The following is a 26,008-nucleotide window of genomic DNA, read 5'->3' as shown; positions in this document are numbered from 1 at the left end:
GGTCACCCCCGCTTCTTCGTCATCTGGTACACCACGGTCGTGGTGCCGACCCCGAGCAGGATGAAGGCCAACTGGAGCCAGTAGAAGACCGGAAAGCCGAACAGCCGGGGTGAGTCGGCGTTGAACAGCGGCGTGATCAACGGCACCACGATCGGCAGGAAGAGCAGCCAGTTCCACGGGCTGTGGTCCTTTGCCCGCGCTCTCGCCACCACCTCGCCGGCTGGCGCCGCCGACGTCTCAGATTCGCTCATGCCGGCACTCCGCTCCGCTCCGTACCGCCATGAGGCACATCCGCGCTGAGTCCGATGATTCGCTCGCTGCGCTCGCTCATGCCGTCTCCTCGCTGCGCTCGGCCTGGTGACCCGCCTGGTTGCGCCTGGCCGTCAGTGAACTTTTCGTGACGTGTCGTCGTTGACCTACGTGTGACGCCGGAGGTTAGGGCAGAGTGACGGCGGTCACCTCGACGGAACCGGACCGGTGCGCCCAACGGCAAGCACGGTGCGCCGAATGGTGATCAACGACCAGAATAAGGTCGCGCTAAACGGCCCTATCAGGGCAAATAATACATCGAAGTACGACGATTGCTCTTGATCGGGGGTCGGCCGGTTGCCATGCTGGCCGGGTGCCGCGATTTCCCTCGTACGACAGCACCGCACTCGCGTACCACGTACTCGGGTCCGGGCCGCCGATCGTCTGCCTGCCCGGCGGGCCGGCCCGGGCGTCGAGCTATCTCGGCGACCTCGGTGGACTGACCCGGGACCGCACCCTGCTCAGGCTCGACCTCCGGGGCAGTGGCGAGTCGGCCGTCCCCGAGGACCCGGCGAGCTACCGGTGCGAGCGGCTGGTCGACGACGTCGAGGCGTTCCGGGTCCACCTCGGACTGGACCGGATGGACCTGCTCGCCCACTCGGCCGCCGGCAACCTCGCGGAACTCTACGCGGCCCGGCATCCGCACCGGCTGTCCCGGCTGGTACTCGTCACCCCGGGCCTGCGCTCGGTCGGGGTGGAGACGGTCGGCTTCGCCGAGGCGGTGGCCGCCCGCGCCACCCAGTGGTGGTACCCGGAGGCGAAGGCGGCGATGGACGCCTGGCAGGAGGCGGCGGGCCGGGGCGCCGGGCCGGACGAGGTGAACCCGTTGCGCAGCGGCGCCGCGCCGTTCGCGTACGGCCGATGGGACGAGCGGGCCCGGGCACATGCCGAGGCCGAGCCGGAGGAACGGCCGGACGCGCCGTCCACCGGGTTCTACGACGGCTTCGCCCCGGACACCGCCGCGGTCCGCGCCGCACTGGCCGGACTCGACGCCCCGGTGCTGGTCGTGGCCGGCGAACTGGACCCGGCACCCACCCCGGAGGCGGCCCGGGCGCTCGCCGCGCTCTTCCCGAACGCCGAGACCGTGGTGCAGGACGGTGCCAGCCACTTCCCCTGGCTCGACGACCCGGCCCGGTTCGTCAAGACCGTGCTCACCTTCCTCACCGACGAGCCCCGGACCCTCGCCGACCCGCACTGACCGGGCTTCGGCCCGGCACGACGCGATATCCCGGCCCGGTCCGGTCCGACCGCGGTCGGACCGGGCCGGGATCACGGTCAGATGCCGGTCAGGTGGGCGGTGTCGTTGACGGTCCGTACCGCCATGCCGCCGTCCGGCCAGATGTCCAACAGGGACAGGCCGGCCGGGTCGAGATAGAGCCGGTGCAGGAAGGCGTCGGTCGCGGCGAGCGCGTCGCGGAGCGCGATCTTCACCGGCGAGACGTGCGAGACCACCACCACGGTCTCCCCCGGGTAACCGGCCAACAACTTGGCCATCGCCCGGCTGACCCTGGTGCCGACCTCGACGAAGGACTCCCCGCCGGGCGGAGCCACGGCCGGCGATGCCAGCCAGGCGTCCAGCTCGGCGGGCCAGCGTTCGCGTACCTCGGCGAAGGTGCGCCCCTCCCACTCGCCGAAGTCGCACTCGATCAGATCCGGCTCGACCACCACCGGGACCCCGCCGAGCCCACCGGCGACGATGCCGGCCATCGACGTACACCGGGACAGCGGCGAGCTGACCACGGCCGCGACCTGGTCGACCAGCCCGGCCACCCGCCGGGCCGTCGCGCCGGCCTGGGCCAGGCCCCGGTCGGAGAGCGGCACGTCACCCCGGCCCGAGTAGCGGCCCTTCGCGGTGTACTCCGTCTCGCCGTGCCGGAGCAGCAGCAACCGGGTGGCGGTCTCCGCCGGGCGCGGCTCCCAGGAACTCTTCGCCGTCGACCCCTGCGCGGCGACCTCATGCGCCACCGCCCGCCCCGTCGCGTCGGACGGCGGCGCGGCCGCCGGCTCGGCCGCGCTGTTCCGGGCGGCCTCCGGCACCTTGCCGGCGGCCAGGTCCATCGCCGCGTTCGCCAGCGCGTCCGCATGCCGGTTGCGCTCCCGGGGAATCCAGGTGTACGTCACCGAGTCGAACTTCCGGACCAGCCCGGCCGCCTGCGCGGCGAGCGGACGCAGTCCCGGGTTCTTGATCTGCCAGCGGCCCGCCATCTGCTCGACCACCAGCTTGGAGTCCATCCGCACCTCGACCCCGGACGCACCCACCTCGCGGGCGGCCTCCAGCCCGGCGATCAGGCCACGGTATTCCGCGACGTTGTTGGTGGCGACGCCGATCGACTCGGAACGCTCGGCCAGCACCTCGCCGCTGCCGGCGTCCCGGACCACCGCGCCGTAGCCGGCCGGGCCGGGATTGCCCCGGGCGCCGCCATCCGCCTCCACCACGACCTTACGACCCGGCACGGGTCCACCCCCCGATCCCGCCGCCGACCCCGGTCACAGCCCGGACTCGGCGGTACGCACCATGATGCGGCGGCACTCCTCGCAGCGCACCACCTCGTCCGGGGCGGCGGCCTTGATCCGGGCCCGGTCCGCACCGTAGAGCTCCAGCCGGCAGCCGCCGCAGCGCCCACCGGCGACCAGGGCCGCGCCGAGTCCGCCCGACGACTCGCGGATCTTGTCGTAGAGCGCGAGCAGGTCGGCCGGGAGGTCGGCCGCGAGCGGCTGCCGCGAGCCGGCCTTGAACTCCTCCTCCTTGCCGATCTCGGCAAGGGCCTGGTCCCGCCGCTCCTCGGTCTGCGCGCGCCGCTGCCGGGCCGCCGCCAACCGCTGCTCGATTCCGTCGAGTACGCCCTGTGCGGTCTCCCGCTGCTCCATCAGCTCCAGCTCGGCGTCCTCCAGCTCGGTCTGCCGGCGGTTGAGCGAGGCCAGCTCGTGCTGCAACGCCTCCAACTCGCGGGCCGGCCCCGAGCCGACGGTCAACCGGGCCTGGTCCCGGTCCTTGCGGATCCGCACCTGCTCGACATCCCGCTCCAGCCGGGCGATGTCCCGGTCCAGGTCGTCCACCGCCACCTGGGCCCGGACCCGCTCGTCCTCCAGCGCGGACAGCTCCCGGGCCAGCGCCTCCAGCTCGGCGTGCTCCGGCAGCGTACGACGCCGGTGCGCGAGCTGGGCGAGCCCGGTGTCGATCGCCTGTAGGTCGAGCAGGCGGCGCTGATCTTTCGGATCGGCCTTCATCGCTGGGACTCCTTGTCCACGGAGGATGCGGGGGTTAGCACGGGTGGTACCGGAGACGCCGCCTGCACCGTCCACGGGTCGGTGTCCAGATCGGACACCAGGGTCTGCACGCCCAGCCGCTCGCGCAGGTGCGCGGCCAGATCGTCGAGCCAGGGCCGCTCGGTCGCCCAGTGCGCGGCGTCCAGCAGCGCCGGCCCCTGCTCGGCGAGATATTCGCTGACCGGATGGTGCCGCAGGTCGGCGGTGAGGAAGGCGTCGACACCGGCCCCGAGGGCGTCGCCGAGGAAGGAGTCACCGGCCCCGCCGCTGACCGCGACGGTCGAGATCGTCCGCCCGGGGTCGCCGGCGGCGCGTACGCCCCAGGCGGTCGGCGGGAGCGCCCGGGCCGCGTACCCGGTGAACTCGGCCAACGTCGTCGGCTCCGGCAGCCGGCCGATCCGCCCGAAGCCCCGCCCCACTCCGGCGGCCGGACCGGCGGGGTCGGCCGGGCGCAGCGGGCGCAGGTCGGTCAGGCCGAGCCGGGCGGCGAGCGCGTCGGAGACCCCCGGGTTGGCCACGTCGGCATTGGTGTGCGCCACGTACAGGGCCACGTCGTTCTTGATCAACTGGTGCACGATCCGGCCCTTGTACGTCGTCGCGGCCACCGACGAGACCCCGCGCAGCAGCAGCGGATGGTGCGCGACGATCAGGTCGGCGCCGTACCCGAGCGCCTCGGCGACGGTCTCCGGCACCACGTCCACGACGCAGCAGACCCGGCGTACCGGTGCGGACGACTCACCGACCACCAGGCCCACCCGGTCCCACCCTTCGGCCCAAGCCGGCGGATAGCGCTGGTCCAGCGCTGCCACGACATCGGCCACGCTGACGGCCGGAGATCCGGATGTACCCACGGCGGCCCAGCTTACCGGCGTCCGGCCGGCCGCGGCGCCGACCGTCGCTCCCGGCACCGCCGGACGTGCCACGGCACCGCTCCCACCCCCACCCGGTCGCGGGTGGAGGCCGGGCCGGACCCCGCCGGGCTCAGCCGAGCTGGCCGCTGACCGAGAGCCTGGCCCGCAGCGCGGTCACCGCCATCTCCCAGGGGAACCTCTCCAGGTAGCGCTCCCCGGTGCCCGGCGGGTGCAGCGGCACGACGTGGTCGCCGAAGAGCACCGTGACGTCCCAGTCCCGCAGCCGGGCAAGGCTGGTCAGGAAGGCCGGGTGGGCCGCCATCGCGGCGTTGGTGAACGGCATCGCCACGATCGGCAGTCCCTTGCCGAGTCCCTCGACCAGCAACCCGAGGGCGAGGGTGTCGGCTATCCCGGCGGCCCACTTGTTGATCGTGTTAACCGTTGCCGGAGCGACGATCATGGCATTCGCGTCGGGCAGCACGTCCGGATCGCCAGGGTTCTTGTACGTCGACCGCACCGGATGCCCGGTCTGCCGGCTCAACGCCGGTACGTCGACGAACTTCGTCCCGTCCGGGGTCAGCACCACGCAGACGTCCCAGCCGTCGCGCTGCGCGCAGGTCACCAGCCGGCCGACGTGCCGGGCCAGCGGCGAACCGCAGGCGAGCACGTACAGCACCCGTGACCCGGTCGACTCCGTCACCGGACGCTCCCCTGTACCGCCGTCATACGGCTACTCCCATCTGCTCAGCCAACTCCGCAATCGGCGCGGGCGGCGCACCCCGTGTGCGACGCAACACGTTCGACATCACCTCGTGCGCGATCGGCCGGCAGCGGATCTCGGACGGGGCCAGCCGGTCGCCGTCGACCAGCGCCTCGCCCGCCCGGTCCAGGTCGCCGATCTGGGCGAACCCGCGGGCCAGGTCCAGCATGTGGTGCGCCCGCCGCTCCGGCAGCAGCGCGTTGAACCCCTCCCGCCGCATGATCCGCCGCTCGTGGGTATGCACCGCGTTCCCACCCTCGCCCAACTCCACCGCCGCCGCCGCGCGGTGCAGCTCCAGGTTGGTCGGGCCGAAGCTGGTCCAGTAGTGGTTCTGGTCGCTGCCGAGCCGGTCGGCCGCCCCCTCGGCCTCGTTGACCAGGTCCTTGACCGTGTTGTTGTCGCCCATCCGGGCAGCCGCCATCGCCCCCTGCAACAGCAGCATCCCGTAGACGGAGAGCCGGTCCGGCCCGGCCTCGTTGCTGCCGCCCGGCGCGAGGCGGTTGGCGACGCTCACGTTCACCTCCAGCGCCGGCCGGGCCCGGCCGAGCGCCAGCAGGGCGTTGCCGACCCGGTAGGTGGCCACCCCGGCCAGCAGTGGGTCGTCGGCCCGCTGGGAGACCGCCATCGACCGGTCGGCGGCGAGCCAGGCCAACTCGTACTCGCCGAGTTTGCGCAGCGCCGACGAGGCGATCTGGTAGACCTGCCCGAGCAGGTGGGCCGCCTTGCCGGCGTCGTCACCGCCGGTCACGCTGTCCAGCGCCTGGGCGTCCCGGAGCAGCTTCGGCAGCGCCCGGGTCAGCACGCCGTACCGGGCGTACTGGTACGTCAGCCAGGCGTGGTTCACCGACTTGGTCATCTCGGCCAGCGAGGGCGGCTGCGGCGTGGTGGTGAAGAACGAACTCATCGAGTCGTACCGCTCCAGGGCGGAGCGGATCTCCTCGACCTCCACCTCGTCGATGCAGGTGAGCCCGTCGGCCCGGCGTTCCGGCGCCTTGCCGAGTAGAAGCTGGGCATCGAGCTGGAGTACGTCGGCGATCTCGTACAGCACCGAGAACTTGTCCAGTCGGCGTACGCCCCGCTCGACCTTGTCCACCCAGCTCTTCGACTTTCCGAGCCGATCGGCGAAGACCTGCTGCGACATTTTGCGGCGACCGCGCCAGTAGGCGACGCGACGCCCGATCGGCAGTTCGTCCACGTCCGGCCCTCCTTTCTGCGTCGGCGGTCCGGTCAGGGGGCCCGCGCCGTTGCGAAAACGGGGTGCGACTCACGTCTGTGCTGGTCGCACAGCATGTACGTCACTCCGGAGACGGCCGCTCGTAGCTTTCGATGCACTTGCGGCTGTCTGCCCGGACAAACGACCGCGTCAGACGCCAGTGACGGGCTTCGACCTGCATAACTGGCCGAGATCAATAAATGTAGGGGGTTCGCAGAAATGTGGGAGAAAGTCCGTCCACGTTCGGTCCGTTTCGCCCAGCTCGACCGGGTCCGGCTGCGCCGGATCGCGGTCCGCTACGCCGCGCACGGCTGGCAGGTCACCCCCGGCGCCTGTCTGGCCCGGCACCGGTTCGTCTGTGGCCGGGCCGGCTGCCCGACCACCGGCTGCCATCCCGCGCTGGAGCAGTGGGAGCAGAGCGCCACCGCCGACCCGGCCCGGGTCGCCACCTGGTGGCGCCTCCGCCCGCACTCGATCCTGCTGGCCACCGGCCGCGCCTTCGACGTGCTGGAGGTCCCGACCTACCTCGGGCGGTACGCGCTGGAACAGGCCCGGCCCCGGCTGTTCGGCAGCGTCTCCGGCCAGGTCCGCGGGCCGGTCGCGGTCACGCCGGGCGGCCGGTGGATGCTCCTGGTACGCCCCGGCGAGCCGCTCCGGCCCGAACTGGAGCACAGCCTCTACGTGGTCCGGCACGGCGGCGGCTCGTGGATTCCGGCCCCGCCGACCCGGCTGCCGGAGGGAACGGTGCGCTGGGTGGTGTCCCCGGAGGAGACCCGCTGGCGCCTGGCCGACCCGTACGGCGTCCAGGAGCTGATCGTCGAGGCGCTGGAGGCCGTCGCACCGGCCCTGCCCGAGCCGCTCTTCCCGGCGCACCTGCCCGCCCCGCGCCGGGGTTACTGACGCCCGGGTCGTCGGGTTCCCGACTGCACCTGAAGCCGGAACACCGTCCCGCCGTCCGGACCGCCCACCGGGCGACGGGCCGTCCCGGAGACGCCAGAAGGCATCCCGCGGGCGAATCCGGCCGCGAGGGACGCCGGCGTGTTCGACAGGTCGAAAGCCCGCGTCCGGCTCAGCACGGGCCGAGCCGGACGGCAACCGCGTGGGCGGTCCGGGGCGACGCGCGGGGCCGGTAGCAGGGGCACGAGCAGCGTGAGAGCGGCCCCGGACCGGGTAATCCGGCACCGGACTGGTTGACGCCTGAGGAAAGGGCCCACGCCATGCTCAGCAAAGAGGATCAGCGCCGGTTTGACGAGATCACGCACCAGCTCCGGATAACCGATCCCGAGTTCGTCGCCCGGCTGGGCGACCGGGGCAAACTGCGGCGCGCTCGGCTGATACTCGTGTTGACCTTCGTACTCTGGGCCACCGTGCCGGCCCTGGTCGTACTCGGCGGCTGGCTGGCCGTCGCGATCGCCCCGGCGGTCCTGGTCGCGGCCACGCTGTTGATGTGGCAGGCCCGGCGGATCCGGTGACCCGGCGACGGCGGGGCACCGTCTCCGGCGGTGGCCGGCCGAGGTGAGCCGCGGGTCAGCAGGCGGTCGGGCGGCACGGGCCCGGGCCGGTGTGGTCGGCCCGGTGCGGTGTGCGGCTCGGTCAGTCCGGGTCGCCGTCGCCGAACCGCGTGTAGGCGCGGCGGAGCCGCTCGGTCAGGCCGGGACCGCCGATCGCCGCACCCGGCGGACCGAGCTGGCGCAGCACCAGTTCCGGTTCGGTCGCCAGGGTGGGCGCGCGGGCCGGCAGCGGCACCGGGGCGACCCAGAACCGGTCGAGCATCCCGGTCAGCGGCTCGGCGGGCAGGTCGGCGAGGGCCAGCCCGACACCGACCGGCGGCGGCTCGACCGGACGGGAACCGACCGGAACCGGCAGCGCGGCATCGTCGGCGTCGGACGTACCGGTACGCGCCCGTCGCCGGCCCGCCGACCGGCGACCGCGCCCCGGGCCGGTGTCCCGCTCGGCCGCCCCGCCACCGGAGTCGGCGCCGCGCAGCGCCCGCAGCCGGGCGAGTAGCCGTTCGCGGTCCCGTCCCCGCCAGTGCAGCAGTTGGAACGGATCCGCGTCGAACGCCTCGGCGAGCAGATAGAAGGTGGCGGCCAGGTGCTTGCACGGCACGGCGAAGTCGGGGCAGTCGCAGCGCTGCGTCAGCTCGTCGACGCCGGCTGGGAAGAGCGGCGCACCCGCCTCGGCGAAGACCGCCTCCAGCTCCGGCGGTACGTCGCCGGCCAGCAGCCGCGCGCTGAACAGCGCCTGCGCGGCGAGCAGCGTCTCCAGCCGGGTCCAGGCCCGCTCGGCCAGCGGCCGGAACCGGATCGACACCTGGTACGGCTCCGGCCGGGAGCCCTGCACCACGGCGGTCACCTTGCCCGGTGCCACGTCGAGCGAGACGACCTGCCCGGCGCGGGCGTACGAGCGGCCCCGGGTGAGCCGGGTGCCCAGCGCGAAGGACTCGAGTACGTCGAGGAAGCGGCGGGACCACCACGACCGCCCGATCGCCCCCCTGGCGGTACGCGCCCGCAGCCCGCCGTCGACCTTGCGCGGGCGGCCGTACTCCGAGAAGTCGCTCATTCGACCACCGCCCCGCTCTCCAGGGCGAAGAGCTGGCGCAGTTCCGAGGTGGACAGCTCGGTGAGCCACTGCTCGCCGCTGCCGACGATCCGCACGGCCAGCCCCCGCTTCTCGGCGATCATCGCGGCCACCTTCTCCTCCACGGTGCCGGCGCAGACGAACTTGCGTACCTGCACGGCGCGGCGTTGGCCGATCCGGAACGCCCGATCGGTGGCCTGGTCCTCGACCGCCGGGTTCCACCACCGGTCGACGTGGATGACGTGGTTGGCGGCGGTCAGGGTCAGCCCGGTGCCGCCGGCCTTGAGGGAGAGGACGAAGAGGGCCGGCCCGGCCGAACCGTCTCCGGCCGACTCCTGGAACCGGGCCACCATCGCGTCCCGGTCCGCCTTGCCGACGCCGCCGTGCAGATAGAGCACCTCGCGGCCGAACCGGGCGGCGAGGTGGGCCCGGAGCATCCCGCCGAACTCGGCGTACTGGCTGAAGATCAGTGCCTTCTCGCCGGCTGCCAGTACCTCGTCCAGGATCTCCTCCAGCCGGGCCAGCTTGCCGGAGCGGCCGGGCAGCGCCGAGCCGTCCCGGAGTACCTGGGCGGGGTGGTTGCAGACCTGCTTGAGCCGGGTCATCGTGGCCAGCACCAGCCCGCGCCGCTCGATGCCCTCGCTCGACTCGATCTTGGCCATCATGTCGTCGACCACAGCCTGGTAGAGGGACGCCTGCTCCCGGGTGAGGTTGCAGAGCACCTCCATCTCCAGCTTCTCCGGCAGGTCGGTGATGATCGACCGGTCGGTCTTCACCCGGCGCAGCACGAAGGGGCCGGTGATCCGGCGCAGCCGGGCCGCCGCCTCGTCGTCGCCGTGCCGCTCGATCGGTTCGGCGTACCGCTTCTTGAAGGCTGCGGCGGCGCCGAGCAGCCCGGGGTTGGCGAACTCCATGATCGACCAGAGGTCGGCGAGGCGGTTCTCCACCGGGGTACCGGTGACCGCCACCCGGTGCCGGGCGGGCAGCGACCGGACCGCGGCGGCCTGCCGGGTCGCGGCGTTCTTGATCGACTGCGCCTCGTCCACCACGATCCGGTGCCAGTCGACCTCGGCCAGCGCGGCGGCGTCCCGGGCCGCCAGCGAGTAGGTGGTGAGCACCAGGTCCGCCTCCCGCACCGCTGCGGCGAACTTCGCCCCGCGCGGCCGTTCCGCGCCATGGTGTATGTGCACCCGCAGCTCCGGGGCGAACCGGGCCGCCTCGCGCTGCCAGTTGCCGACCAGCGACATGGGGCAGACCAGCAGGGTCGGACCGGCTTCCGGCGGGTCACCGGCGAGCAGCGCGAGCATCATGATGGTCTTGCCCAGCCCCATGTCGTCGGCGAGGATGCCGCCGAGGCCGAGCGACTGGAGAAAAGCCAACCAGGCCAGCCCGCGCTGCTGGTACGGCCGCAGCGTGCCCCGGAACGACTCCGGCGCGTCCCTGAGCGTGAGGTGCCGCTCGGCCTGCCCGGCGAGCAGGTCCCCGAGCGGGCCGTCGGCGCCGACCCCGAGCACCGGCAGCGCCTCCGGATCGTCCTGCGCGGCCAGTCCCAGCCGGAGCAGGTCTCCGACGGTCAGCTCGCCACCCGCGCGGAGCAGCTTGAGCCCGGCGGCGAGCCGCTTCGCGTCCAGCTCCACCCACTGACCGCGCAGCCGGACCAGCGGTGTCTTCAGCTTGGCCAGCGCCCGCAGCTCGGCGGCGGACAGTGGCTGGTCGCCGAGCGCCAGCTCCCACCGGTAGTCGACCAGCGCCTCCATGCCCAGCGCGCTGCGCGAGGCGACCGTCCCCGGCGCGGTACGGGTCTTGGCCTGCAACCGGGCACCGAGCCGGGCACCCGGACGCTGCCACCAGGAGGGGAGCAGCACTCCGAACCCGGCGGCGTGCAGCACCGGCGCGCCGTCCCGGAGGAACCGGTGTGCTCCCTCGGTGTCCAGCTCCAACGCCTCCGGCGCGGCTGTCCGCAGCGCGTCGTTCAACTCCGGCCAGAGCCGGCTCGCCCGGCCCAGCTCGGTCAGCAGGGTCTCCTGCGGGGCGGCCAGGTGCCGGGCCAGCGCCCGCAGGTCGCCCCGGGCCGCCCAGATCCGGTCCGCCCCGACCACCAGGCTCGGCTCGTCGGCCGCTTGGAGCGCGAACTCCACCCGCCAGCGCTGCGCCGCCCCGGCCAGCCCCGTCAGCCCCTCCGCCCCGGCCAGCCCGGCGGCCTCGGTGCGCTCGCCCGTCTCGGTCAGCCCGGTCATTCCGGCGGCCTCGGTGCGCTCGCCCGCCTCGGTCAGCCCGGTCGGCTCGTCCGCCTCGGTCGGTGCCACGTCGAATTCGACCGGCGCGGGCGGCTCGACGAGCCGGAAGCAGGCCCGTACCGGGCTACCGGCGGCATCCCGCTGCCAGGCGCGCAGCTCGCCGTCCAGTCCGGCCAGTGCCTCCGGCGCCGCGGTGAAATCCCGCTGCCGCCCGGTCAGCGCCCGGAGCCAGGCCCGTACGGCGGCGTCGGCGGCGCCGGCCCGACCGGCCCCGATCAGCCGTACCCCCTCCAGGGCCGTCCGGGCGGCGGCGTCGGTGAGCGCGTCCAGGGCGTCCACGACGGTGGCCGCCGCCGAGCCGCTCGGACCGGGAGCGTCGCCGGGCGGGACCGCTCCCGACCCGGTGCCGCCGTCCGGTCGGGTGGTTGCCGGCCCGCTGGTGTCGTCCGGTGCGGTGGCCCCGGCCGCGGGCGGGTCGAGCGCGGCGCGGGCCGCCGGCGGCAGTGCCATGGTCAACGCGCGGGCCCAGCCGGCATCGGCCCCGGTCAGCAGCGGTCGCCACACGGCCCGGGCCGAGCCGGCCGAGCGATCGGAGCGGCCGGGGCGATCGGAGCCGCGTGGACTGCCGGGGCTGGCCGCCGCGCCGGGGCGGGCCGAGCTGTCATCCGCGCGGGTGGCAGCACCTCCGGGCGTGGTCGGCACAGAGAGGCCGGGCAGGGTCCGGCCCCGCCGCACCAGCTCGACCGCGAACTCGGCCAGCCCGGCGAGGTGGCGCAGCGACGCGCCCCGGACCGGCGGGCCCGCCCCGTCGGGCTCCTGGCCGGCAGACGGCTCCTGGCCGGCAGACTGCGCTGGGGCGGTGGTTGGGCCGGCGGGCGAGCGCCGACGGGTGGGCCGTTCCCGGCGGGCGGGCGCCTCCCGTCCGGCGAGCGGCTCGCCCTCACCGAAGGCGAGCAGCACCGGCAGCGCGTGGTCGGCGTCGTACTCCAGCACCGGCACCCGCCACGGCGCCAGGCCGACCGGGCCGCGGCCCGACTCGACCGGCTCGGTCCGGACCAGCTCGGCCGAGTCGACGGGTGCGCCGGCCCGGGTGGGCAGGGCGAGCAGGGCACTGCCGGTGGTCGCCTTCGCGGCGAGTTCGCCGAGCGTACCGGCCAGCCCGGCATGTCCCGCCGCGAACGGGTGCGGCCGGTGCCGGGGCGGGCGGCCGGGCCGGCGCGGCGGCCGGACAGGCAGTGTGGAGTCCTCCCCCCACACCGCGAGCCGACCACCGGCCAGCCACAGGGCATGGACGACCAGCACGCACAGGTCCCTTCTCGGCCGTGGGGTCAGCGGGCGGATCCCTTTCTAGCACCCCGCCCGGCACGGCGGGCGGGCCCACGCCGGCATCCGGCTAGCGGTCGACGCCGTACAGCGGGGTGATGGCCGCCGCGCACCGCTCCAGGAGTTCCCGCTCGGCCGCGCCGAACGCGGCGAGGTGCTCGCTCTCCAGGTCGAGCGTGCCGAGTACGGCACCGGTGCGCGGGTGCAACACCGGCACGACCAGCTCGGAACGGGTGGTGCCGAACACGGTGAGGTAGCGCGGATCGGCGGTCACGTCGTCGACCACCACGCTGCGGCCGGTCGCCACGGCCGTACCGGTCAGCCCGCTGGTCGGGGGGAACGTCGGGTACGCCGGCTCACCCGGTCCGGAGTAGCCGAGGATCCGCACCTCGGTCCCGGTCACCCGGTAGACCCCGACCCACCGGTGCCCGGTCTGGCTCCGGAGAGCGGCGGCGATCTGGGCACTCCGGCGCCCGGTGTCGTCGTCGGCGACCGCCGTACCGGTGATCCCGTCGGGTCCGCCCGCGCCGGTGCCGCCATCTCCGTCGGCGAGGGAGGCGACGACCGCGATCAGTTCGTCTGGCGTCATTCCGGCAGAGTATGGGCTCGACCGCCCTGGCAGAGCGAATATCCGCGACCGCCCGGGCGGGAGTTCCTGGTGATTTTCGGCCTTACCCCAGTCACGAATCGAACAGTTCCGCCCCGCGAGCCGTACTAACGGAGAAGATGACGACAGGCATGGATGCGTCGGCATCACGAGCGAGGCGGTGACCATGGACTTCCCCATCGTGAAGCGGGCCACGCCAGGGCGCTACCTGCTGCGCGGGCTGATCTCCTGCGGGCCCTGCGACGAACTGCTGATCCCGTCCTTCTCGTCGAGCGGGCGTCGCTACTACGGCTGCCCGCGGCGGCAGTGCCCCCGCCCCTGGATCCCGGCCGAGCAAACCGAGCAGGCCGTCTGGGCGCACGTCGCGGCGACGTACGGGGACGCGGCCCGGGACGTGCCGCAGGACCGGCGACAGGCGCTGCTGACCGCCCTACTGGCCCGGGTCAGCATCGGGGTGCGGGTCGCCGATCTGCACTACCAGTGGCGGTGACCGACCGGGTACGCCGATCCGCTGCGCGGGGCCGGCTCCGGCGGCAGGATGGCCACATGGAGGCCACCACGGAGATCCCGCTGGTCGGTGGTGTGGGTGACGGCGGCACCGTGATCGTCGACCTCGACGTGCACGGCCGTCCGCCGCTCACCCACCACCACCTGATCGACGGCGGACTCGCCCGGGCCGAGATCTACGAGCTGGAGGCGGTAGTCGGAGAGGGGCCGCCCTGGCTGTACCGGTGGCGCGGGCCGGCCCCCTCCTGAACCGGTTCCGGCCCGCCCTGAGCCGCGTACCGGCCCGGCGTGCCGTCGCCCGCTACTTCGTGGGGTCGCCCGCTACTTGCCCCGGAACACCCGGACCGTGGCGATGCCGCCCAGGGCCAGCGCACCGAGCAGTACCGCCCAGATGACCGTGGTGTTCAGGCCGGTGCCGAACTCCGCGTTCGCCTTGGCGTTGGCGGCCAGCGAGTTGTCCTGCGGGACGGGCACCACCACCGGGGGAAGTTCGGCGTAGCGCACCAGGCCGGTGCTCTCCAGCAGGGTCATGTGGGTCTGCACGAAGCCGTTGGCCTGCTCGGCGAGCTTGCGTACGGTCTCGTTCCGGGTCCCGGCCCGGACCGCACCGATCACCGGGAAGATCGCGCCGTGCGCCGCCCGCAGCCGGTCCACGAAGATCCGGTCGAACCGCGCCCCGGAGGCGTTCGTCATCTCGTCGAGCCAGCCCTTCTGCTGGGCTGTCGGGTCGGTGGGCAACTGGACGCCGAGCTTGTTCGCCGCCTCGACGGTGAGCTGGTCCAGTTCCACGTGCTGGTTGGCGATCTCGGCCCCGATCTCCCGGACCCGGGCACTGTCACCCTTCTCGGCCGCCATCTTCCCGGCCGGCATCTCCCAGAGCCCGGCCAGCCGTACCCCGTTGAACAGGGCTATGTCGGCGGCGCCGAGCTGGGTCGGCCCGGCCGGGGCGGCGATCGCCGCCCCAGGCAGCACGAGCAGTCCGACGACCAGGCCAGCCAGCAGAGCAGCCGTCCGGCGCATTGCCTTTACCGCAGATCGGGCCGTGGCCACGTACTCAACCTCCCAGAAAGCGGCGCCAGAGTGGCAATGGAGTTGTCGGCCAGGACGCTATTGCGATGCACGCTTATGAGTCAATCTCGGACGTCCGAACAGAGCGAAGCTTAGGCCACATTTAAAGGAAACCTATACCGGCGGGTAGCGGCGGCCCCGGTGGCCGCGGAGGCGTGCGTGCGGAAAGACCTGCGGTTTCCGGGCTCGGGAGTTCGGGCCGGCGGCCGGTGCGGCTGGCGGTCGACGGCACACCGGGATTCGAGCCGGTCGACCACGATCCGCAGCCCGGCGTTGACAACAGGTGAGACCTCGGGTGAAGAGAAGGAGGATCGGTGGTGGGCGCGGCAGGTTTCGAACCTGCGACCCCTCGCTTGTAAGGCGAGTGCTCTCCCACTGAGCTACGCGCCCGGAGCGCCTGACGGCCTACCGGCGGCGGCAAGCTTACCCTGCCGCCCCGGCACCCGCTCCACCCAGTTCGCCGATCCGGGTGTCCGCGACAGCGGCCGCCCCCGCCCCGGTCGGCTCCGGTGCCGACTCAGTCCCGCGCCGCGGCCAGGGCCTTGCGCCAACCCGCCTGGTCGCGCCGCTCACCGGGCCCGTTGCACTCGGCGAAGCGCACCGTACCGGTTTTGTCGATCACGAAGGTGCCCCGGTCGGCGAACCCCGCCGTCTCGTTGAAGACGCCGTACGCCTTCGCCACCGCCCCGTGCGGCCAGAAGTCGGCCAGCATCGGGAACTGGTAGCCCTCCCGGTCGGCCCAGACCTTGTGCGCGTACACCGAGTCGACGCTGACCGTCAGCACCTGCACGTCGTCGTTCTGGTATTCGTCGAGGTTGTCCCGCAGCTCGGCCAGCTCCCCCTGACAGGTGCCGGTGAACGCCAGCGGATAGAAGACGAGCAGCACCACCCGCCGACTCCGCAGGTCGGCCAGGCGCACCCGCTGGTTGTTCTGGTCCTTCAGCACGAAGTCCGGCGCCTGGGCACCGACGTCGATCGGCATGTGGTCCTCCCTGGTCGTGCGGCACCGACCGGCTGATCATGCGGGATCGGCCGGTACGGTCGTGCGGGTGCCCACCGGGAGCACCGTCCGGGACGGGTCTGGCCACGAGCACCGTCCGGGGCGGGACGGTACCCGTGTCGCCGCCCGGGCTACTTCTTCGCCTTGGCACCCCGGCGGAGGACCAGTCGCGCGCCGCTCCAGTCCTTGCCGGCGTTGACGGTCGACGTCTGCTGGAGGCCGGCGGTGACCGCCGTCTCGCTGATCTCGCTCGGCTCGACGTGGCCCTCCCGCCCGGCCTTGGGCGTCAACAGCCACACCACGCCGTTGTCAGCCAGCGGGCCGAGGGCGTCGACGAGCATCTCGAACAGGTCACCGTCGCCGTCCCGGTACCAGAGCAGCACCGAGTCCACGACCTCGTCGGTGTCCTCGTCCACCAGCTCTCCGCAGCGATCGGTCAGGGCCTCCCGGAGATCCTGGTCGACGTCGTCGTCGTAGCCCATCTCCATGACGACCATCCCCGGCTCGATGCCGAACCGGTCCGCCAGACTCCGTACGCCGTCGGCGGCCTGACCAGCGGTCGCGCTCACTGTCACGTGCCTCCTCATCTCCACTGCCAGCGGCATCCGTGCGACGCCGATGACGCAAAGTCCACACAGTTGTCCCGTCGCGCGCAAGTGGCGCACCGAGTCGAAGGGAATTTACCGTGCCAGCAGCGTTCGGGCACCCTGGGTAATGGCCTCTTCGGAGACCAGTACGTGACGGGCGGCCGGACCCAACGGGACAAAGGTATCGATAGAAGCTACCCTACGGGCAGATCCGACAAAACCGGCATCGACCAACGCCGCCACCACTCCCTCACCGACCCCGCCGGACCGGCGTGTCTCGTCCACGACCAGCACCCGGCCGGTCGCCTGGGCCTCCCGGATGATGTCCGCCACCGGCAGCGGAGCCAGCCAGCGCAGATCCAGCACCCGGACGCCGACGTCCTCCTCGGCCAGCTTGGCGGCGGCCCGCAGGGACATGCGAACACCATTACCGAACGTGATGATCGTGACGTCCTCCGCCGAGCCGACGCCGTACACCCGGCCCCGGCCGATCGGGACGTGGCTGGCCGTCCAGCCACCCGGCCCGAGGTAGGGCGCGAGCCACTCCCCGTCGCCCTCGGCGTGCAGGTCCCGGGTGTGGTAGAGCGCGATCGGCTCCAGGAAGACGCAGACGCTGCCGTCGACCGCCGCGCTGGCCAGGCAGGAGCGCAGCATCGGGGCGGCGTCGTCGGCCCGGGCCGGCACCGCGAGCACCAGCCCCGGAACGTCCCGGAGTACGGCCAGCGAGTTGTCGTTGTGGAAGTGCCCGCCGAACCCGTCCTGGTAGGCCAGCCCGGCGATCCGGGCCACCATCGGGTTGCGGTAGGCGCCCCGGGAGAAGTACTGCATCGTCGCCGCCTCGCCCCGGAGCTGGTCCTCGGCGTTGTGCAGGTACGCCAGGTACTGGATCTCGGGCACCGGCAGCATCCCGCTCAGCCCGGCGCCGAGACCGAGCCCGAGGATCGAGGTCTCGTCCAGCAGCGTGTCGAAGACCCGGGGGGCGCCGAACCGCTCCCGCAGGCCCTTGGTGACCCCGTACACCCCGCCCTTGGCCGCCACGTCCTCGCCGAAGACGGTCATGCCCGGATAGTCGAGCAGCCCGTCGGCGAGCGCGGCGTTGATGGTCTGGGCCAGGGTGAGCGGGCCGGCCTGCTCCGGCAGCTTGCCGTCGAAGGCGGCGCCGCGGGCGGCGGCGCCCGGCCCGGCGGCCCGGCCGGCGGCGTCGGTGATCGCCCGGGCAACCCGGACCGGGCGCCTCGGCGCCAGCGGCGCCACGATGTCCGCCGCGCTGTCCAGCTTGCGCTCGCCGAGCACCTCCTCGGCGACCTTGCGGACCTGCCAGCCGACCTCGTCGTAGCGGGCGATCAGCTCCTCGGGGGTGCCCAGGCCGGCCTCGGCGAGCAACCGGGCGGTGGCCACCACCGGATCCCGGGCCACGTCCCGGGCGATCTCGACGGCGCTGCGGTACCCGATCTCGGCGTCCGCCCCGGCGTGCCCCATCAGCCGCACCGTGGACAGGTGCAGTACGGCGGGCCGGCGGTACCGGCGCACCCAGGCGGCCGCCTCGACCGCCACGTCGTACGTCTCGACCAGGTCGCAGCCGTCCGCCGAGAAGTACCGGATCCCCGGCTTGGCCCGCAGGCTCTGCGCCACCCAGCCGTCCGGCGACTTCACGCTGATGCCGAGCCCGTTGTCCTCGCAGACGAAGAGCACCGGGATACGCAACCCGGTGTGGTCGCACCAGCCGGCGGTGTTGAACGCGGCGACGGCGGTGGCGTGGTTGACCGAGGCGTCACCGAACGAGCAGACCACGATGGCGTCGCTCGGCCAGGCCGACTCGGCCTCGCCGCGCTGCCAGGCCGCACCGCCGGCCGCCCGTCGACCGGTCGGCCGCCCCCGGCCGTCGCCGAGCCGGCGCAGCCGTTCGATGGCGAAGCCGATCCCGACCGCCCGGGGCAGGTGCGAGGCGATGGTGGAGGTGGTCGGTATGACGGCGACGGCCGCGTTGCCGAAGACCTTGTGCCGGCCACCGGCGATCGGCTCGTCGGCGGAGGCCACCACCCCGCGCAGCACGTCCCGGGCGGCGTCGAGGACCGCCTCCGGTGCGACGGCCCCGTCGTCGTCCCCACGGTCGCCGGAGTTGCCGTTGCTGTCCTGACCGCGCATCGCCTCGGCCACCCGTTCGGCGACCCCGACCCGGTGCGCCGCACCGTCGGCCCGCTCGGCCCGGGCAGCGGAGCCCTCGGCCTCGGCCTGGGCGACCCGGGCACAGTAGAACGCGCCGGACCGGTAGTGCAGCAGGGCCGGATCGGTCGGCCGGACCGCGAGCGCCACCGCGGCGTTGCCCTCGTGCCCGGAGGAGCCGATGGTGTAGAACCCCTCACCGAAGCTGCGCAGCCAGCGAGCCGCGAGATCGAGATGCCGGCTGACCAGTTGGGCGTCGAACAGCTCCAGGGCCGTCCGGCCATCGAGCGTGCCGCCGTCCCGGACCGGCCCGGAGGCCGTGCGCCCGGACGCCGACACCTCGACGGCGCCGACCGCCTCCCGGAACCGTTCGTCGAGATCTTGGGGGGTGGTCACGTCCGACAGCATTACCGACGCCGGCCACCCCTGACCACTCAGACACGTCACAACCGCCGGTGGCGTCCGCGACGACCCGCAGCTCCGCGGGCCCGCCGGGCACTGGCTAACCCCCTTCCGGTACGTGAACACGTGCCAGGGCCGCCCGGATGTCGTCGAGGGTCGCGTTGGCCGGCAGCGTTCCGGAGAGCAGGATCCGCACCACCCGCTCCCGCCGGAGCACCTCGGTCGCCCAGGAGTCGACCCGGCAGCCGTCGCGGGTGCAGTTGAGACAGCGTCCGCCGCGCTGGTGCAGATCGTGGGCCAGCCGGGCGACGGCGTACTCCAGTGCTGGGTTCCAGTCCCCGGCGATCCCGCCGCTCATCGGTCAGGCCCGGGCACCCGGCGCCAGCGGCTGGCCTCACGCCGGTAGTCGCGGACCCCGTGTAGTTCGTCAGCCAGCCACGCCAGCCCGGCAAGGATCAGATCGAAGATCCGGAGCACACCGTTCACGACCGACTCCGATACTGCCGTCGCTGGCCCGTCGTGATGATGGGCTGTCCGTCCCACCGGGTGTCAGCGGCCCAGGCAGCTCGGGCCCGTTCACGGGCCGCCTGTCGGCGCGCGTCGTAGTAGGCGCCGGCCAACCTGAGGACCCGTTCACGGGCCGCCCGCTGCTCGGCCGCGTCGTCGAGCTGGGCGGCGGCCAGGATCTGCGGGGCGGCGCGACGTTCAGCCCGCCGGCCGCGCCACCGCGTCCACCACGTGAACAACGTCGTCCTCCCTCGCTCCTGAGGGCGTGGCGGCCGGGCCCTCCCCGGCACCGGCCGCCACGCCCGCCTGGTGGGCGCCGCCCGGTGCGGAAAGAGGGTGGGTGGCGCCCGGCTGGTGGACGCGGCGCGCGGCCGTACCGGGTGCTGACGGAAGGTCGTGTCACCGCGTCCAGCTCTCGGGCCGCTTCATGAATCGGCGACCCAGCTGTAGCGTCGCCGGTAGCGTTACGGACACATAGCGGTGAGCAGTGGGCACACACAACAGCCCACACTGGATCATGGAGCCCCGTGAAGACGTTCGGCACCGCCCTGCGACACCTTCGCGCCAAACGAGGACTCTCACTGCGTGCCCTGTCCGCGCGGGTCAAATACGACTTCAGCTACCTCAGCCAGGTCGAACGAGGCGTCCGGCAACCGTCCACCGATCTTGTTACCGCTGTTGACCGGGCACTAGATGCCGGTGGGACGCTGGTAGCCGCATACGAGCGGCACTCTGGCGAGGTGGAGATGCAACGCCGTACCGTCTTGCGGGCGCTCAGCGCCCTAGCTGTCAGCGCCCCACCAACCGTCGGCCTCGAAGCCCTCCGGCACGGCATTGGCGCCGCTGTCGGCGGGAACGACCTCGACGAATGGCGGCAGATCGTCGCCGACTACGGGTACGCCTACTACCGGCTTCCGCCTGCGGCGTTGATGGATCAGTTGACCACCGACCTGGCCGTGCTACAAGCGATGATCGACGCCGACAGCGGCGGCCGACGCTCCAGCCTTACCGGCATTGCGGCACAACTCTCCGTCATCGTCGCCATGACCTTGGTGGCGGGTGGGCAGGTCTTCCTCGCCCGACGGTGGTGGTACACCGCCCGGAAGGCGGCCGACGAGTCCGGCGACGTCGAAGCGCAGGTGTTGGTGCGGGCCTGGGAGACCGTCAACGCGAGCTACGGCCACAGCAGCCCCGCCGATGTCCTCACCATGTCGGACGAGGCCGTGCACCTCGGCGCCGGTACGGCCACCGCCGCCACCGCTGGCCTTCATGCCGGACGGGCTCAGGCGTTCGCCTTGCTCGGCCGGCACGCCGAGGCCCGAATCGAGGTACGGCGAGTCGCGGACATCACCGACCAGCTACCACCCACCGTCATCGCCAACGCCGAGTCGTTGTGGGGTTGGCCGGTGCACCGGCTACGCCACACCGAGTCGTACGTGTACACCCAGATCGGCGACTTGACCGGAGCCAACAGGGCGCAAGAGCAGGCGCTCGCCTTGTATCCGGCGAGCCAAGCCCGGCTCCGCACCCAGGTGCAGTTGCACCACGCCTCATGCCTGATCCAGTCCGGGCACGTCTCCGACGGGCTACGACACGCCGCCGACCTGCTTGATGCCCTGCCCGCCGATCAACACAACGAACTGCTGCACGAGGTTGCCCGACAGGTGGTCGCCGTGGTGCCGCCGGGGACCGCTCATTCGGGAGTCGCCGAACTGGAAGCTCGCATCCCGACCGTCCGGACGTAGCCTTCGACGGTGGTCACCTACCGCCGTCTCGACGGCTCGTCCGCCATGCCGCTGTTCCCGGGCCTCGTCGAGCTGTACAGCGTGGTGTACGCGGAGCCGCCGTATGAGGAGGGACCGGACGAGGTGGCCGGATTCGCGGCGAAGCTTCCTGAGGAGTCCGTACGGCCGGGCTTCACTCTGGTTGCCGCCGAGGACGGCCCGGATCTGGTCGGTGCCGCCTATGGATGGACGATGCCGGCCGGAGTGTGGTGGTCGCGTGCCGACGCCGACCCGGTTCCGGAGATCCTGGCGGCGGCCAAGCTGGCGGTCATGGAATGGATCGTCCACCCCGACCGCCGCCGGCACGGCATCGGCGCCGAGCTGATGCGTCGACTTCTCGTCGGCCGCCCCGAGACGTGGGCAACCCTCGCATCCGACCCACGATCCCTTGCCCGACGCCTCTACGAGCGGGCCGGCTGGCGGAAGGTCGACAGCTCACATCTGCCGTGGGGGCCTGACATGGACCTGCTCGTCCTGCCGTTGCCGGCCCGCTGAGCACTGAAGGGCCACTGGGCGCGGGACCCAGTGAATCGGGCAAGCCGCCCCCTTCGCTTCACTTCTTGTTCGACTGGGCGTTATCGGGACGATCGGCCCGATGAACCGGTGCTCGCCAGGCTGCTCGGAGCCTGTCCACCGGATCTTGGGAGATCTCGATGGCTCTGTCCCGCCGTACCCTCCTGCTCACCGGCGCCGCGGCCGGGGCCGCCGGCGCGGTGACCGGCCTGCCCAGCGCGGCCGCCGCCGCCCGACCGCTGGCCGCCGACCCCTTCACCCTCGGCGTCGCCTCCGGCGACCCGGACTCCGACGGCTTCGTGCTCTGGACCCGGCTCGCACCGACCCCGCTGGCCTCCGACGGTCTGGGCGGCATGCCGAATCGGACCGTGCCGGTGCGTTGGGAACTCGCCGCCGACGAGCGGTTCCGGCACGTGGTACGCCGGGGCACGGCGGTGGCCCGCCCGCAGTCCGGGCACACCGTGCACGTCGAGCTGAACGGGCTGCAACCGGGGCGCGAGTACTTCTACCGGTTCCACGCCGAGCGGCACACCTCGCCGGTCGGCCGGACCCGTACCGCCCCGGCGGCCTGGGCCAGTGGCGGGAAGCTGCTGATGGCCTTCGCCTCCTGCTCGCAGTTCGAGCACGGCTACTTCACCGCGTACCGGCGGCTCGCCGAGGAGCACCCGGACCTGGTCCTGCACCTCGGCGACTACCAGTACGAGTACACCAAGGACAGCTACACCATCCCGGGCGGCAACCCGCGCGACCACGAGGGGCCGGAGACGGTCACGCTGGCGAACTACCGGCAGCGGCACGCGCAGTACAAGACCGACCCGGACCTGCAGGCCGCACACCAGGTCGCGCCCTGGGTGGTGGTCTGGGACGACCACGAGCTGGACAACAACTGGGCCGACGAGGTCCACGAGCGGCCGGACATCCCGCAGCCGGACTTCCTGGCCCGCCGGGCGGCGGCGTTCCAGGCGTACTACGAGAACATGCCGCTGCGCCGCACCTCGATCCCGAACGGCATCGACCTGCAGCTCTACCGGCGGATCCGCTGGGGTCGGCTGGCCAACTTCCACATGCTCGACACCCGGCAGTACCGCGACGACCAGGCCTGCGGCGACGGCACGAAGGACTGCCCGGCAGCGCTCGACCCGGCCCGCTCGATCACCGGTGCCGAGCAGGAGCGCTGGCTGATCGACGGGTTCCGCCGCTCCGACGCCCGCTGGGACGTCCTCGGCCAGCAGGTCTTCTTCGGCCAGCGGGACACCGACGCCGGCCCGGCCAGGTTCGCCTCGATGGACAGCTGGGACGGGTACGTCGGCTCCCGGGACCGGATCACCCGGGGCTGGGTGGAGGCGAAGGTCCGCAACACCATCGTGTTGACCGGCGACGTGCACGCGCACTGGGCCACCGACCTCAAGCTCGACTACGACGACCCGACCTCGCGGACGGTCGGCGCCGAGCTGGTCTGCTCGTCGATCACCTCGGGCGGCAACGGCGCCGACTCGGTGACCGGCAGCCACCCGTACTTCCCGCACAACCCGCACCTGAAGTTCCACAACAACCAGCGCGGCTACGTGCTGACCCGGTTCACCGAGCGGGAGATGCGGGCCGACTTCAAGGTGCTGCCGCACGTCACCACGGCGGGCGCGCCGGCCTACACCCGGGCGTCGTTCGTGGTCGAGGACCGGGTGCCGGGGCTGCACCAGACGTACGACCGGCCGGTCGACCCGGCCACCGCCGCCGCCCGGTCCCTGGTCGACCAGGCGGCGGAGACCGCGGCCCGGGAGAACCTGCGGCCCTGAGACCCGCACCGCATCGACCCGCGATGGTCCCGCCGGGTCGACCCGGTTCCTGGCCGGCCCGGTTCGGGTCCGGGCCGGCCAGGACCGCCCGCCGCCGGCCACCCGCGCGTTTGCCGGCGCTACTCGCGATCCGGTGGGCAGCGTCTTCGCCTTGCTCGGACCCGACGGGGCGGGCAAGGCGACGCGCTAATCGCGCCAGCCGACCAGTTCGACCCCCTTGGCCAGCTCCACCCGGAGCCCGGTGACGATCTCCCGGGACCCGCCCGGCGGCAGCTCCACCCGCCAGATCAGCTCGCCGAGCGCGGCCCGCTCGTCCGGCGGCGGGTCGAGCCGCAGCTCCCGGACCGTGATCCCGTCGCTCTGCGAGACCGGGAGCTGGTCGCGCACCGTCAGCCGGGCCGGTCGGGGCGTGTGGTTGGCCAGGGTGATCCGGTACTCGACCTCCCTGCGCCGGGTCGAGCCCAGGGTGGCCTTGGTGTCGCTGCGCCGCACCAGCTCCCGCTTCACCCGAATCCGGTCGTCGAGCCCGAGCGCCACCTCGACCTCCTCACCCGGCGCCCAGGTCGGCAGCGTCGTACCGCCGACGAAGTCGCCGCCGTGGAACACCGACGCCGGCCCGGGGAGCAGGGTGTGTTCGGAGCCGTTGACGGCGGTGGCCCGCAGGTGCACCCCGGGGGTACGCACCGGCGCGGTGACGTGGTCGAGCCGGGCTGCCAGTTCCAGTACGGCGACGACGGCCCGGTGTGCGCCCCCGTCCGCCGGTACGGCCACCGGGCGGGCCGGCTCGTAGGTGGCGGCCTGCGCCCCCTGGGTGAGGGTGGCGGTGGGCTGCGCCACCGGCGCGGGCGGGCGGGGAGCGGCACCGGACGACTGCGCCGTGCCGGCGGCGCCCGGTACCGGCATCGCCGCCGGGGAGAGCGGCCCGCCGGCCGCCCTCGCCCGGACCGGCCCGCCGCCCCAGCCGCCCTCCTGCTCCATCCAGACCGTCGGCTCCGCCTGGCGCAGATACCACGGTTCCAGCTCCGGCAGCTCGGTGCCGGTCGCCGGGCGGGCGGTGGAGAGCAGCAGCGCACACTCCGGCCAGTCCTCCCCGGTCCGCTGGCTGACCAGCCCGAACCAGGTGAGCGTCAGGGTCTCGTCGACCAGCCGCAGGTCGTACGAGGAGGTCCAGCCCGCGCCCTGCACCACGTACGACAGCTCGAGCTGGACCTCGGCGGACGGCTCCGGTGCGGTCGGCTCGGCCTGCCCGTCCGGCTCGATCCGCAGGGTCACCTCGGCGGCCAGCCGGTCCGGCGACCGTCGGCCGGACAGCGCGGCGATCTCCCGCTCGACCGCGGCCAGCCGTTCCCGGGCCTCCTCCTGGCGGCGGGCCAGCTCCCGCCGCCGGGCCTGGCTGGCGGCGGTTTGCTCGGCCACCGAGTCGGTGAAGCCGGCGACGTCACCCGGGGTGGCCTCGCCGGCGGCGAGCGCCCGGGCGTAGCTGGCACCGGCCCGCTGGGTGAGCAGCGCCAGGAAGTCGGCGCGCTGCCCCTCGACGGCTTCGGCGTCGGCCAGTTCGGCCAGCTCCGCGGTGATCCCGCGACGCCGTTCGGTCAGTCCGGCGGCGGTCCCCTCGGTGGCCCTGGGCAGCACCTCGGTCGACACGTCCACTCCGAGTACGGTCGCCGGGCCGCGCCCGCCGACCCGCAGCGAGTCGCGGAGCAGGCCGAGCGGCAGTGGCCCGATCCGGACCCGGTGTTCCCCGGGCGGTAGCCGGAGATCCGTCCGGCGGGTCACCCGGGCCCGGTCCGGATAGACCGTTACGGCGACGATCGGCGCGTCGATTCGGGATGGCGTCATTCGCGCGAGGCTACCGATCCGCCGCCACACCGGGCTCCCTCGTCCGCCAGCCGCCCCGACCCGATCGCGCCCGGGCTTGTCCCCGAAGGGGCCTCCCGGGGTGCAGAAAACCTGGTCAGCCGGGCAGGAAGGAGAACCGGACCTGGCGGGTGCTGTTGTCGCCGTTCGGGTCGACCAGGCAGATCGACTGCCAGGTGCCGAGCGCGAGCCGGCCGTCCAGCACCGGCAGCGTGGCGTACGGCGGCAGGAAGGCGGGGAGGACGTGGTCCCGGCCGTGCCCCGGTGAACCGTGCCGGTGCCGCCAGCGGTCGTCGGTCGGGAGCAGCTCGTCCAGCGCGGTCAGCAGGTCGTCGTCGGAACCGGCTCCGGTCTCGATGATCGCCAGGCCGGCGGTGGCATGCGGCACGAAGACGTGCAGCAGCCCGTCGCCCCGACCGGAGAGGAACTGCTCGGCCTCCCGGGTGATGTCCCGGACCACGGGGCGGGATCCGGTCCGGATGGTGATCACCTCGCTCTGCATTCCCCCAGTCTTCCGGACCGCCGAGCCGATCTTGAACTTCGGGGGCGAAGAACGCCGCGTTGCCGGAAAGTTACCGCCTGGTACCTGTGTCGCGCATCGCCTCTGCCGGGTCTAGACGTGACGGAGCCAGGCATCAGGGGGCAGGATGGCGCTAGAGACCTATCCCACACACAACCTA

General features: G+C 73.2%; 24 protein-coding genes, 1 tRNA gene and 2 pseudogenes. 8 read left to right on the top strand and 19 right to left on the bottom strand.

The window, feature by feature from the left end; translation table 11 throughout:
- Window positions 1-2: 2 nt before the first annotated feature.
- On the bottom strand, window positions 3-251 hold the full coding sequence (locus tag R6Y94_RS03275; RefSeq protein ID WP_318394243.1) for a DUF3311 domain-containing protein: 249 nt from the start codon (window positions 249-251) through the stop codon (window positions 3-5).
- A 371-nt stretch (window positions 252-622) separates the two neighbouring features.
- On the opposite strand from R6Y94_RS03275, the gene R6Y94_RS03270 reads away from it, so the two are divergent.
- Window positions 623-1,507: an alpha/beta hydrolase gene (locus tag R6Y94_RS03270; protein ID WP_318394242.1), complete on the top strand. Its 885-nt coding sequence runs from the start codon at window positions 623-625 to the stop codon at window positions 1,505-1,507.
- A gap of 77 nt (window positions 1,508-1,584) precedes the next feature.
- Here the strand turns inward: R6Y94_RS03270 and R6Y94_RS03265 are convergent, their stop codons facing one another.
- The 5 genes from R6Y94_RS03265 to R6Y94_RS03245 form a co-directional block, all read right to left on the bottom strand.
- Entirely contained in the window at window positions 1,585-2,763 is a 1,179-nt protein-coding gene (locus R6Y94_RS03265; RefSeq protein WP_318394241.1) for a bifunctional RNase H/acid phosphatase, read from the bottom strand.
- A gap of 33 nt (window positions 2,764-2,796) precedes the next feature.
- A complete protein-coding gene (locus R6Y94_RS03260) occupies window positions 2,797-3,537 on the bottom strand; it encodes a zinc ribbon domain-containing protein (protein WP_318394240.1) in 741 nt (246 codons plus the stop codon).
- Window positions 3,534-4,427: a Nif3-like dinuclear metal center hexameric protein gene (locus R6Y94_RS03255; protein ID WP_318394239.1), complete on the bottom strand. Its 894-nt coding sequence runs from the start codon at window positions 4,425-4,427 to the stop codon at window positions 3,534-3,536. The genes R6Y94_RS03260 and R6Y94_RS03255 overlap by 4 nt, the downstream gene beginning before the upstream one ends.
- Before the next feature lie 130 nt (window positions 4,428-4,557).
- The gene (locus R6Y94_RS03250) at window positions 4,558-5,127 is read right to left on the bottom strand and encodes a flavoprotein (RefSeq protein ID WP_318394238.1); all 570 of its coding nucleotides are present in this window, start codon (window positions 5,125-5,127) and stop codon (window positions 4,558-4,560) included.
- Window positions 5,128-5,149: 22 nt separating this feature from the next.
- Window positions 5,150-6,382, bottom strand: coding sequence for a helix-turn-helix domain-containing protein (locus R6Y94_RS03245; RefSeq protein ID WP_318394237.1), 1,233 nt, complete (start codon window positions 6,380-6,382; stop codon window positions 5,150-5,152).
- Window positions 6,383-6,619: 237 nt separating this feature from the next.
- Here R6Y94_RS03245 and R6Y94_RS03240 point away from each other — a divergent pair, with 237 nt between their 5' ends.
- Window positions 6,620-7,300 (top strand): bifunctional DNA primase/polymerase, encoded by a 681-nt coding sequence (locus R6Y94_RS03240; RefSeq protein ID WP_318394236.1) that lies wholly within the window; start codon window positions 6,620-6,622, stop codon window positions 7,298-7,300.
- Between the two features lie 317 nt (window positions 7,301-7,617).
- Window positions 7,618-7,872 (top strand): DUF3040 domain-containing protein, encoded by a 255-nt coding sequence (locus R6Y94_RS03235; RefSeq protein WP_318394235.1) that lies wholly within the window; start codon window positions 7,618-7,620, stop codon window positions 7,870-7,872.
- Between the two features lie 121 nt (window positions 7,873-7,993).
- Here R6Y94_RS03235 and R6Y94_RS03230 read toward each other — a convergent pair whose 3' ends face one another.
- The 3 genes from R6Y94_RS03230 to R6Y94_RS03220 all read right to left on the bottom strand — a co-directional run bounded on the left by R6Y94_RS03230 (window position 7,994) and on the right by R6Y94_RS03220 (window position 13,129).
- Window positions 7,994-8,962 (bottom strand): SWIM zinc finger family protein, encoded by a 969-nt coding sequence (locus R6Y94_RS03230; RefSeq protein ID WP_318394234.1) that lies wholly within the window; start codon window positions 8,960-8,962, stop codon window positions 7,994-7,996.
- Window positions 8,959-12,276, bottom strand: coding sequence for an SNF2-related protein (locus tag R6Y94_RS03225; protein WP_412102687.1), 3,318 nt, complete (start codon window positions 12,274-12,276; stop codon window positions 8,959-8,961). The genes R6Y94_RS03230 and R6Y94_RS03225 overlap by 4 nt, the downstream gene beginning before the upstream one ends.
- 334 nt (window positions 12,277-12,610) lie before the next feature.
- On the bottom strand, window positions 12,611-13,129 hold the full coding sequence (locus R6Y94_RS03220; protein WP_318394232.1) for a GAF domain-containing protein: 519 nt from the start codon (window positions 13,127-13,129) through the stop codon (window positions 12,611-12,613).
- Between the two features lie 184 nt (window positions 13,130-13,313).
- On the opposite strand from R6Y94_RS03220, the gene R6Y94_RS03215 reads away from it, so the two are divergent.
- Window positions 13,314-13,637: a zinc ribbon domain-containing protein gene (locus tag R6Y94_RS03215; RefSeq protein WP_318394231.1), complete on the top strand. Its 324-nt coding sequence runs from the start codon at window positions 13,314-13,316 to the stop codon at window positions 13,635-13,637.
- A 56-nt stretch (window positions 13,638-13,693) separates the two neighbouring features.
- The gene (locus tag R6Y94_RS03210; protein ID WP_318394230.1) at window positions 13,694-13,903 is read left to right on the top strand and encodes a hypothetical protein; all 210 of its coding nucleotides are present in this window, start codon (window positions 13,694-13,696) and stop codon (window positions 13,901-13,903) included.
- Between the two features lie 72 nt (window positions 13,904-13,975).
- On the opposite strand, the gene R6Y94_RS03205 is transcribed toward R6Y94_RS03210, so the two are convergent.
- The 8 genes and pseudogenes from R6Y94_RS03205 to R6Y94_RS03175 all read right to left on the bottom strand — a co-directional run bounded on the left by R6Y94_RS03205 (window position 13,976) and on the right by R6Y94_RS03175 (window position 19,360).
- Window positions 13,976-14,674 (bottom strand): DUF4142 domain-containing protein, encoded by a 699-nt coding sequence (locus R6Y94_RS03205; protein WP_318394229.1) that lies wholly within the window; start codon window positions 14,672-14,674, stop codon window positions 13,976-13,978.
- Between the two features lie 363 nt (window positions 14,675-15,037).
- Window positions 15,038-15,112: transfer RNA gene (locus R6Y94_RS03200), tRNA-Val, on the bottom strand.
- A 127-nt stretch (window positions 15,113-15,239) separates the two neighbouring features.
- Complete coding sequence (locus R6Y94_RS03195) at window positions 15,240-15,704, bottom strand: peroxiredoxin (protein ID WP_318394228.1); 465 nt, start codon at window positions 15,702-15,704, stop codon at window positions 15,240-15,242.
- A 149-nt stretch (window positions 15,705-15,853) separates the two neighbouring features.
- Complete coding sequence (locus R6Y94_RS03190; protein WP_318394227.1) at window positions 15,854-16,291, bottom strand: DUF3052 domain-containing protein; 438 nt, start codon at window positions 16,289-16,291, stop codon at window positions 15,854-15,856.
- Between the two features lie 111 nt (window positions 16,292-16,402).
- Window positions 16,403-18,376 (bottom strand): annotated as a pseudogene (locus R6Y94_RS03185) (transketolase C-terminal domain-containing protein); the annotation flags it as partial.
- A gap of 143 nt (window positions 18,377-18,519) precedes the next feature.
- A pseudogene (locus R6Y94_RS44990) lies at window positions 18,520-18,880 on the bottom strand (MFS transporter); the annotation flags it as partial.
- Window positions 18,881-18,974: 94 nt separating this feature from the next.
- On the bottom strand, window positions 18,975-19,232 hold the full coding sequence (locus R6Y94_RS03180; protein WP_318394225.1) for a hypothetical protein: 258 nt from the start codon (window positions 19,230-19,232) through the stop codon (window positions 18,975-18,977).
- Window positions 19,229-19,360, bottom strand: a complete 132-nt coding sequence (locus tag R6Y94_RS03175) for a hypothetical protein (protein WP_318394224.1) — start codon at window positions 19,358-19,360, stop codon at window positions 19,229-19,231. Before R6Y94_RS03175 ends, R6Y94_RS03180 begins: the two co-directional genes overlap by 4 nt.
- A 548-nt stretch (window positions 19,361-19,908) precedes the next feature.
- Here R6Y94_RS03175 and R6Y94_RS03170 point away from each other — a divergent pair.
- The 3 genes from R6Y94_RS03170 (at window position 19,909) to R6Y94_RS03160 (ending at window position 23,471) form a co-directional block, all read left to right on the top strand.
- Window positions 19,909-21,126: a helix-turn-helix transcriptional regulator gene (locus R6Y94_RS03170; protein WP_318394223.1), complete on the top strand. Its 1,218-nt coding sequence runs from the start codon at window positions 19,909-19,911 to the stop codon at window positions 21,124-21,126.
- Window positions 21,127-21,135: 9 nt separating this feature from the next.
- A complete protein-coding gene (locus R6Y94_RS03165) occupies window positions 21,136-21,660 on the top strand; it encodes a GNAT family N-acetyltransferase (protein WP_318394222.1) in 525 nt (174 codons plus the stop codon).
- Window positions 21,661-21,818: 158 nt separating this feature from the next.
- Window positions 21,819-23,471 (top strand): alkaline phosphatase D family protein, encoded by a 1,653-nt coding sequence (locus R6Y94_RS03160; protein WP_318394221.1) that lies wholly within the window; start codon window positions 21,819-21,821, stop codon window positions 23,469-23,471.
- Window positions 23,472-23,657: 186 nt separating this feature from the next.
- On the opposite strand, the gene R6Y94_RS03155 is transcribed toward R6Y94_RS03160, so the two are convergent.
- Both R6Y94_RS03155 and R6Y94_RS03150 read right to left on the bottom strand, forming a co-directional pair.
- Window positions 23,658-25,310 carry a mucoidy inhibitor MuiA family protein gene (locus R6Y94_RS03155; RefSeq protein ID WP_318394220.1) on the bottom strand — a complete coding sequence of 551 codons (1,653 nt, stop codon included), beginning with the start codon at window positions 25,308-25,310 and terminating at the stop codon, window positions 23,658-23,660.
- Window positions 25,311-25,425: 115 nt separating this feature from the next.
- The gene (locus R6Y94_RS03150) at window positions 25,426-25,830 is read right to left on the bottom strand and encodes a YjbQ family protein (protein ID WP_318394219.1); all 405 of its coding nucleotides are present in this window, start codon (window positions 25,828-25,830) and stop codon (window positions 25,426-25,428) included.
- Window positions 25,831-26,008: the final 178 nt, after the last annotated feature.

It is taken from the genome of Plantactinospora sp. KLBMP9567, from assembly GCF_033446045.1.
Classification (GTDB): Bacteria; Actinomycetota; Actinomycetes; order Mycobacteriales; family Micromonosporaceae; genus Plantactinospora.
Note: the sequence above shows the minus strand (reverse complement) of the source record. Positions and strands in the feature narration are given on the sequence as shown.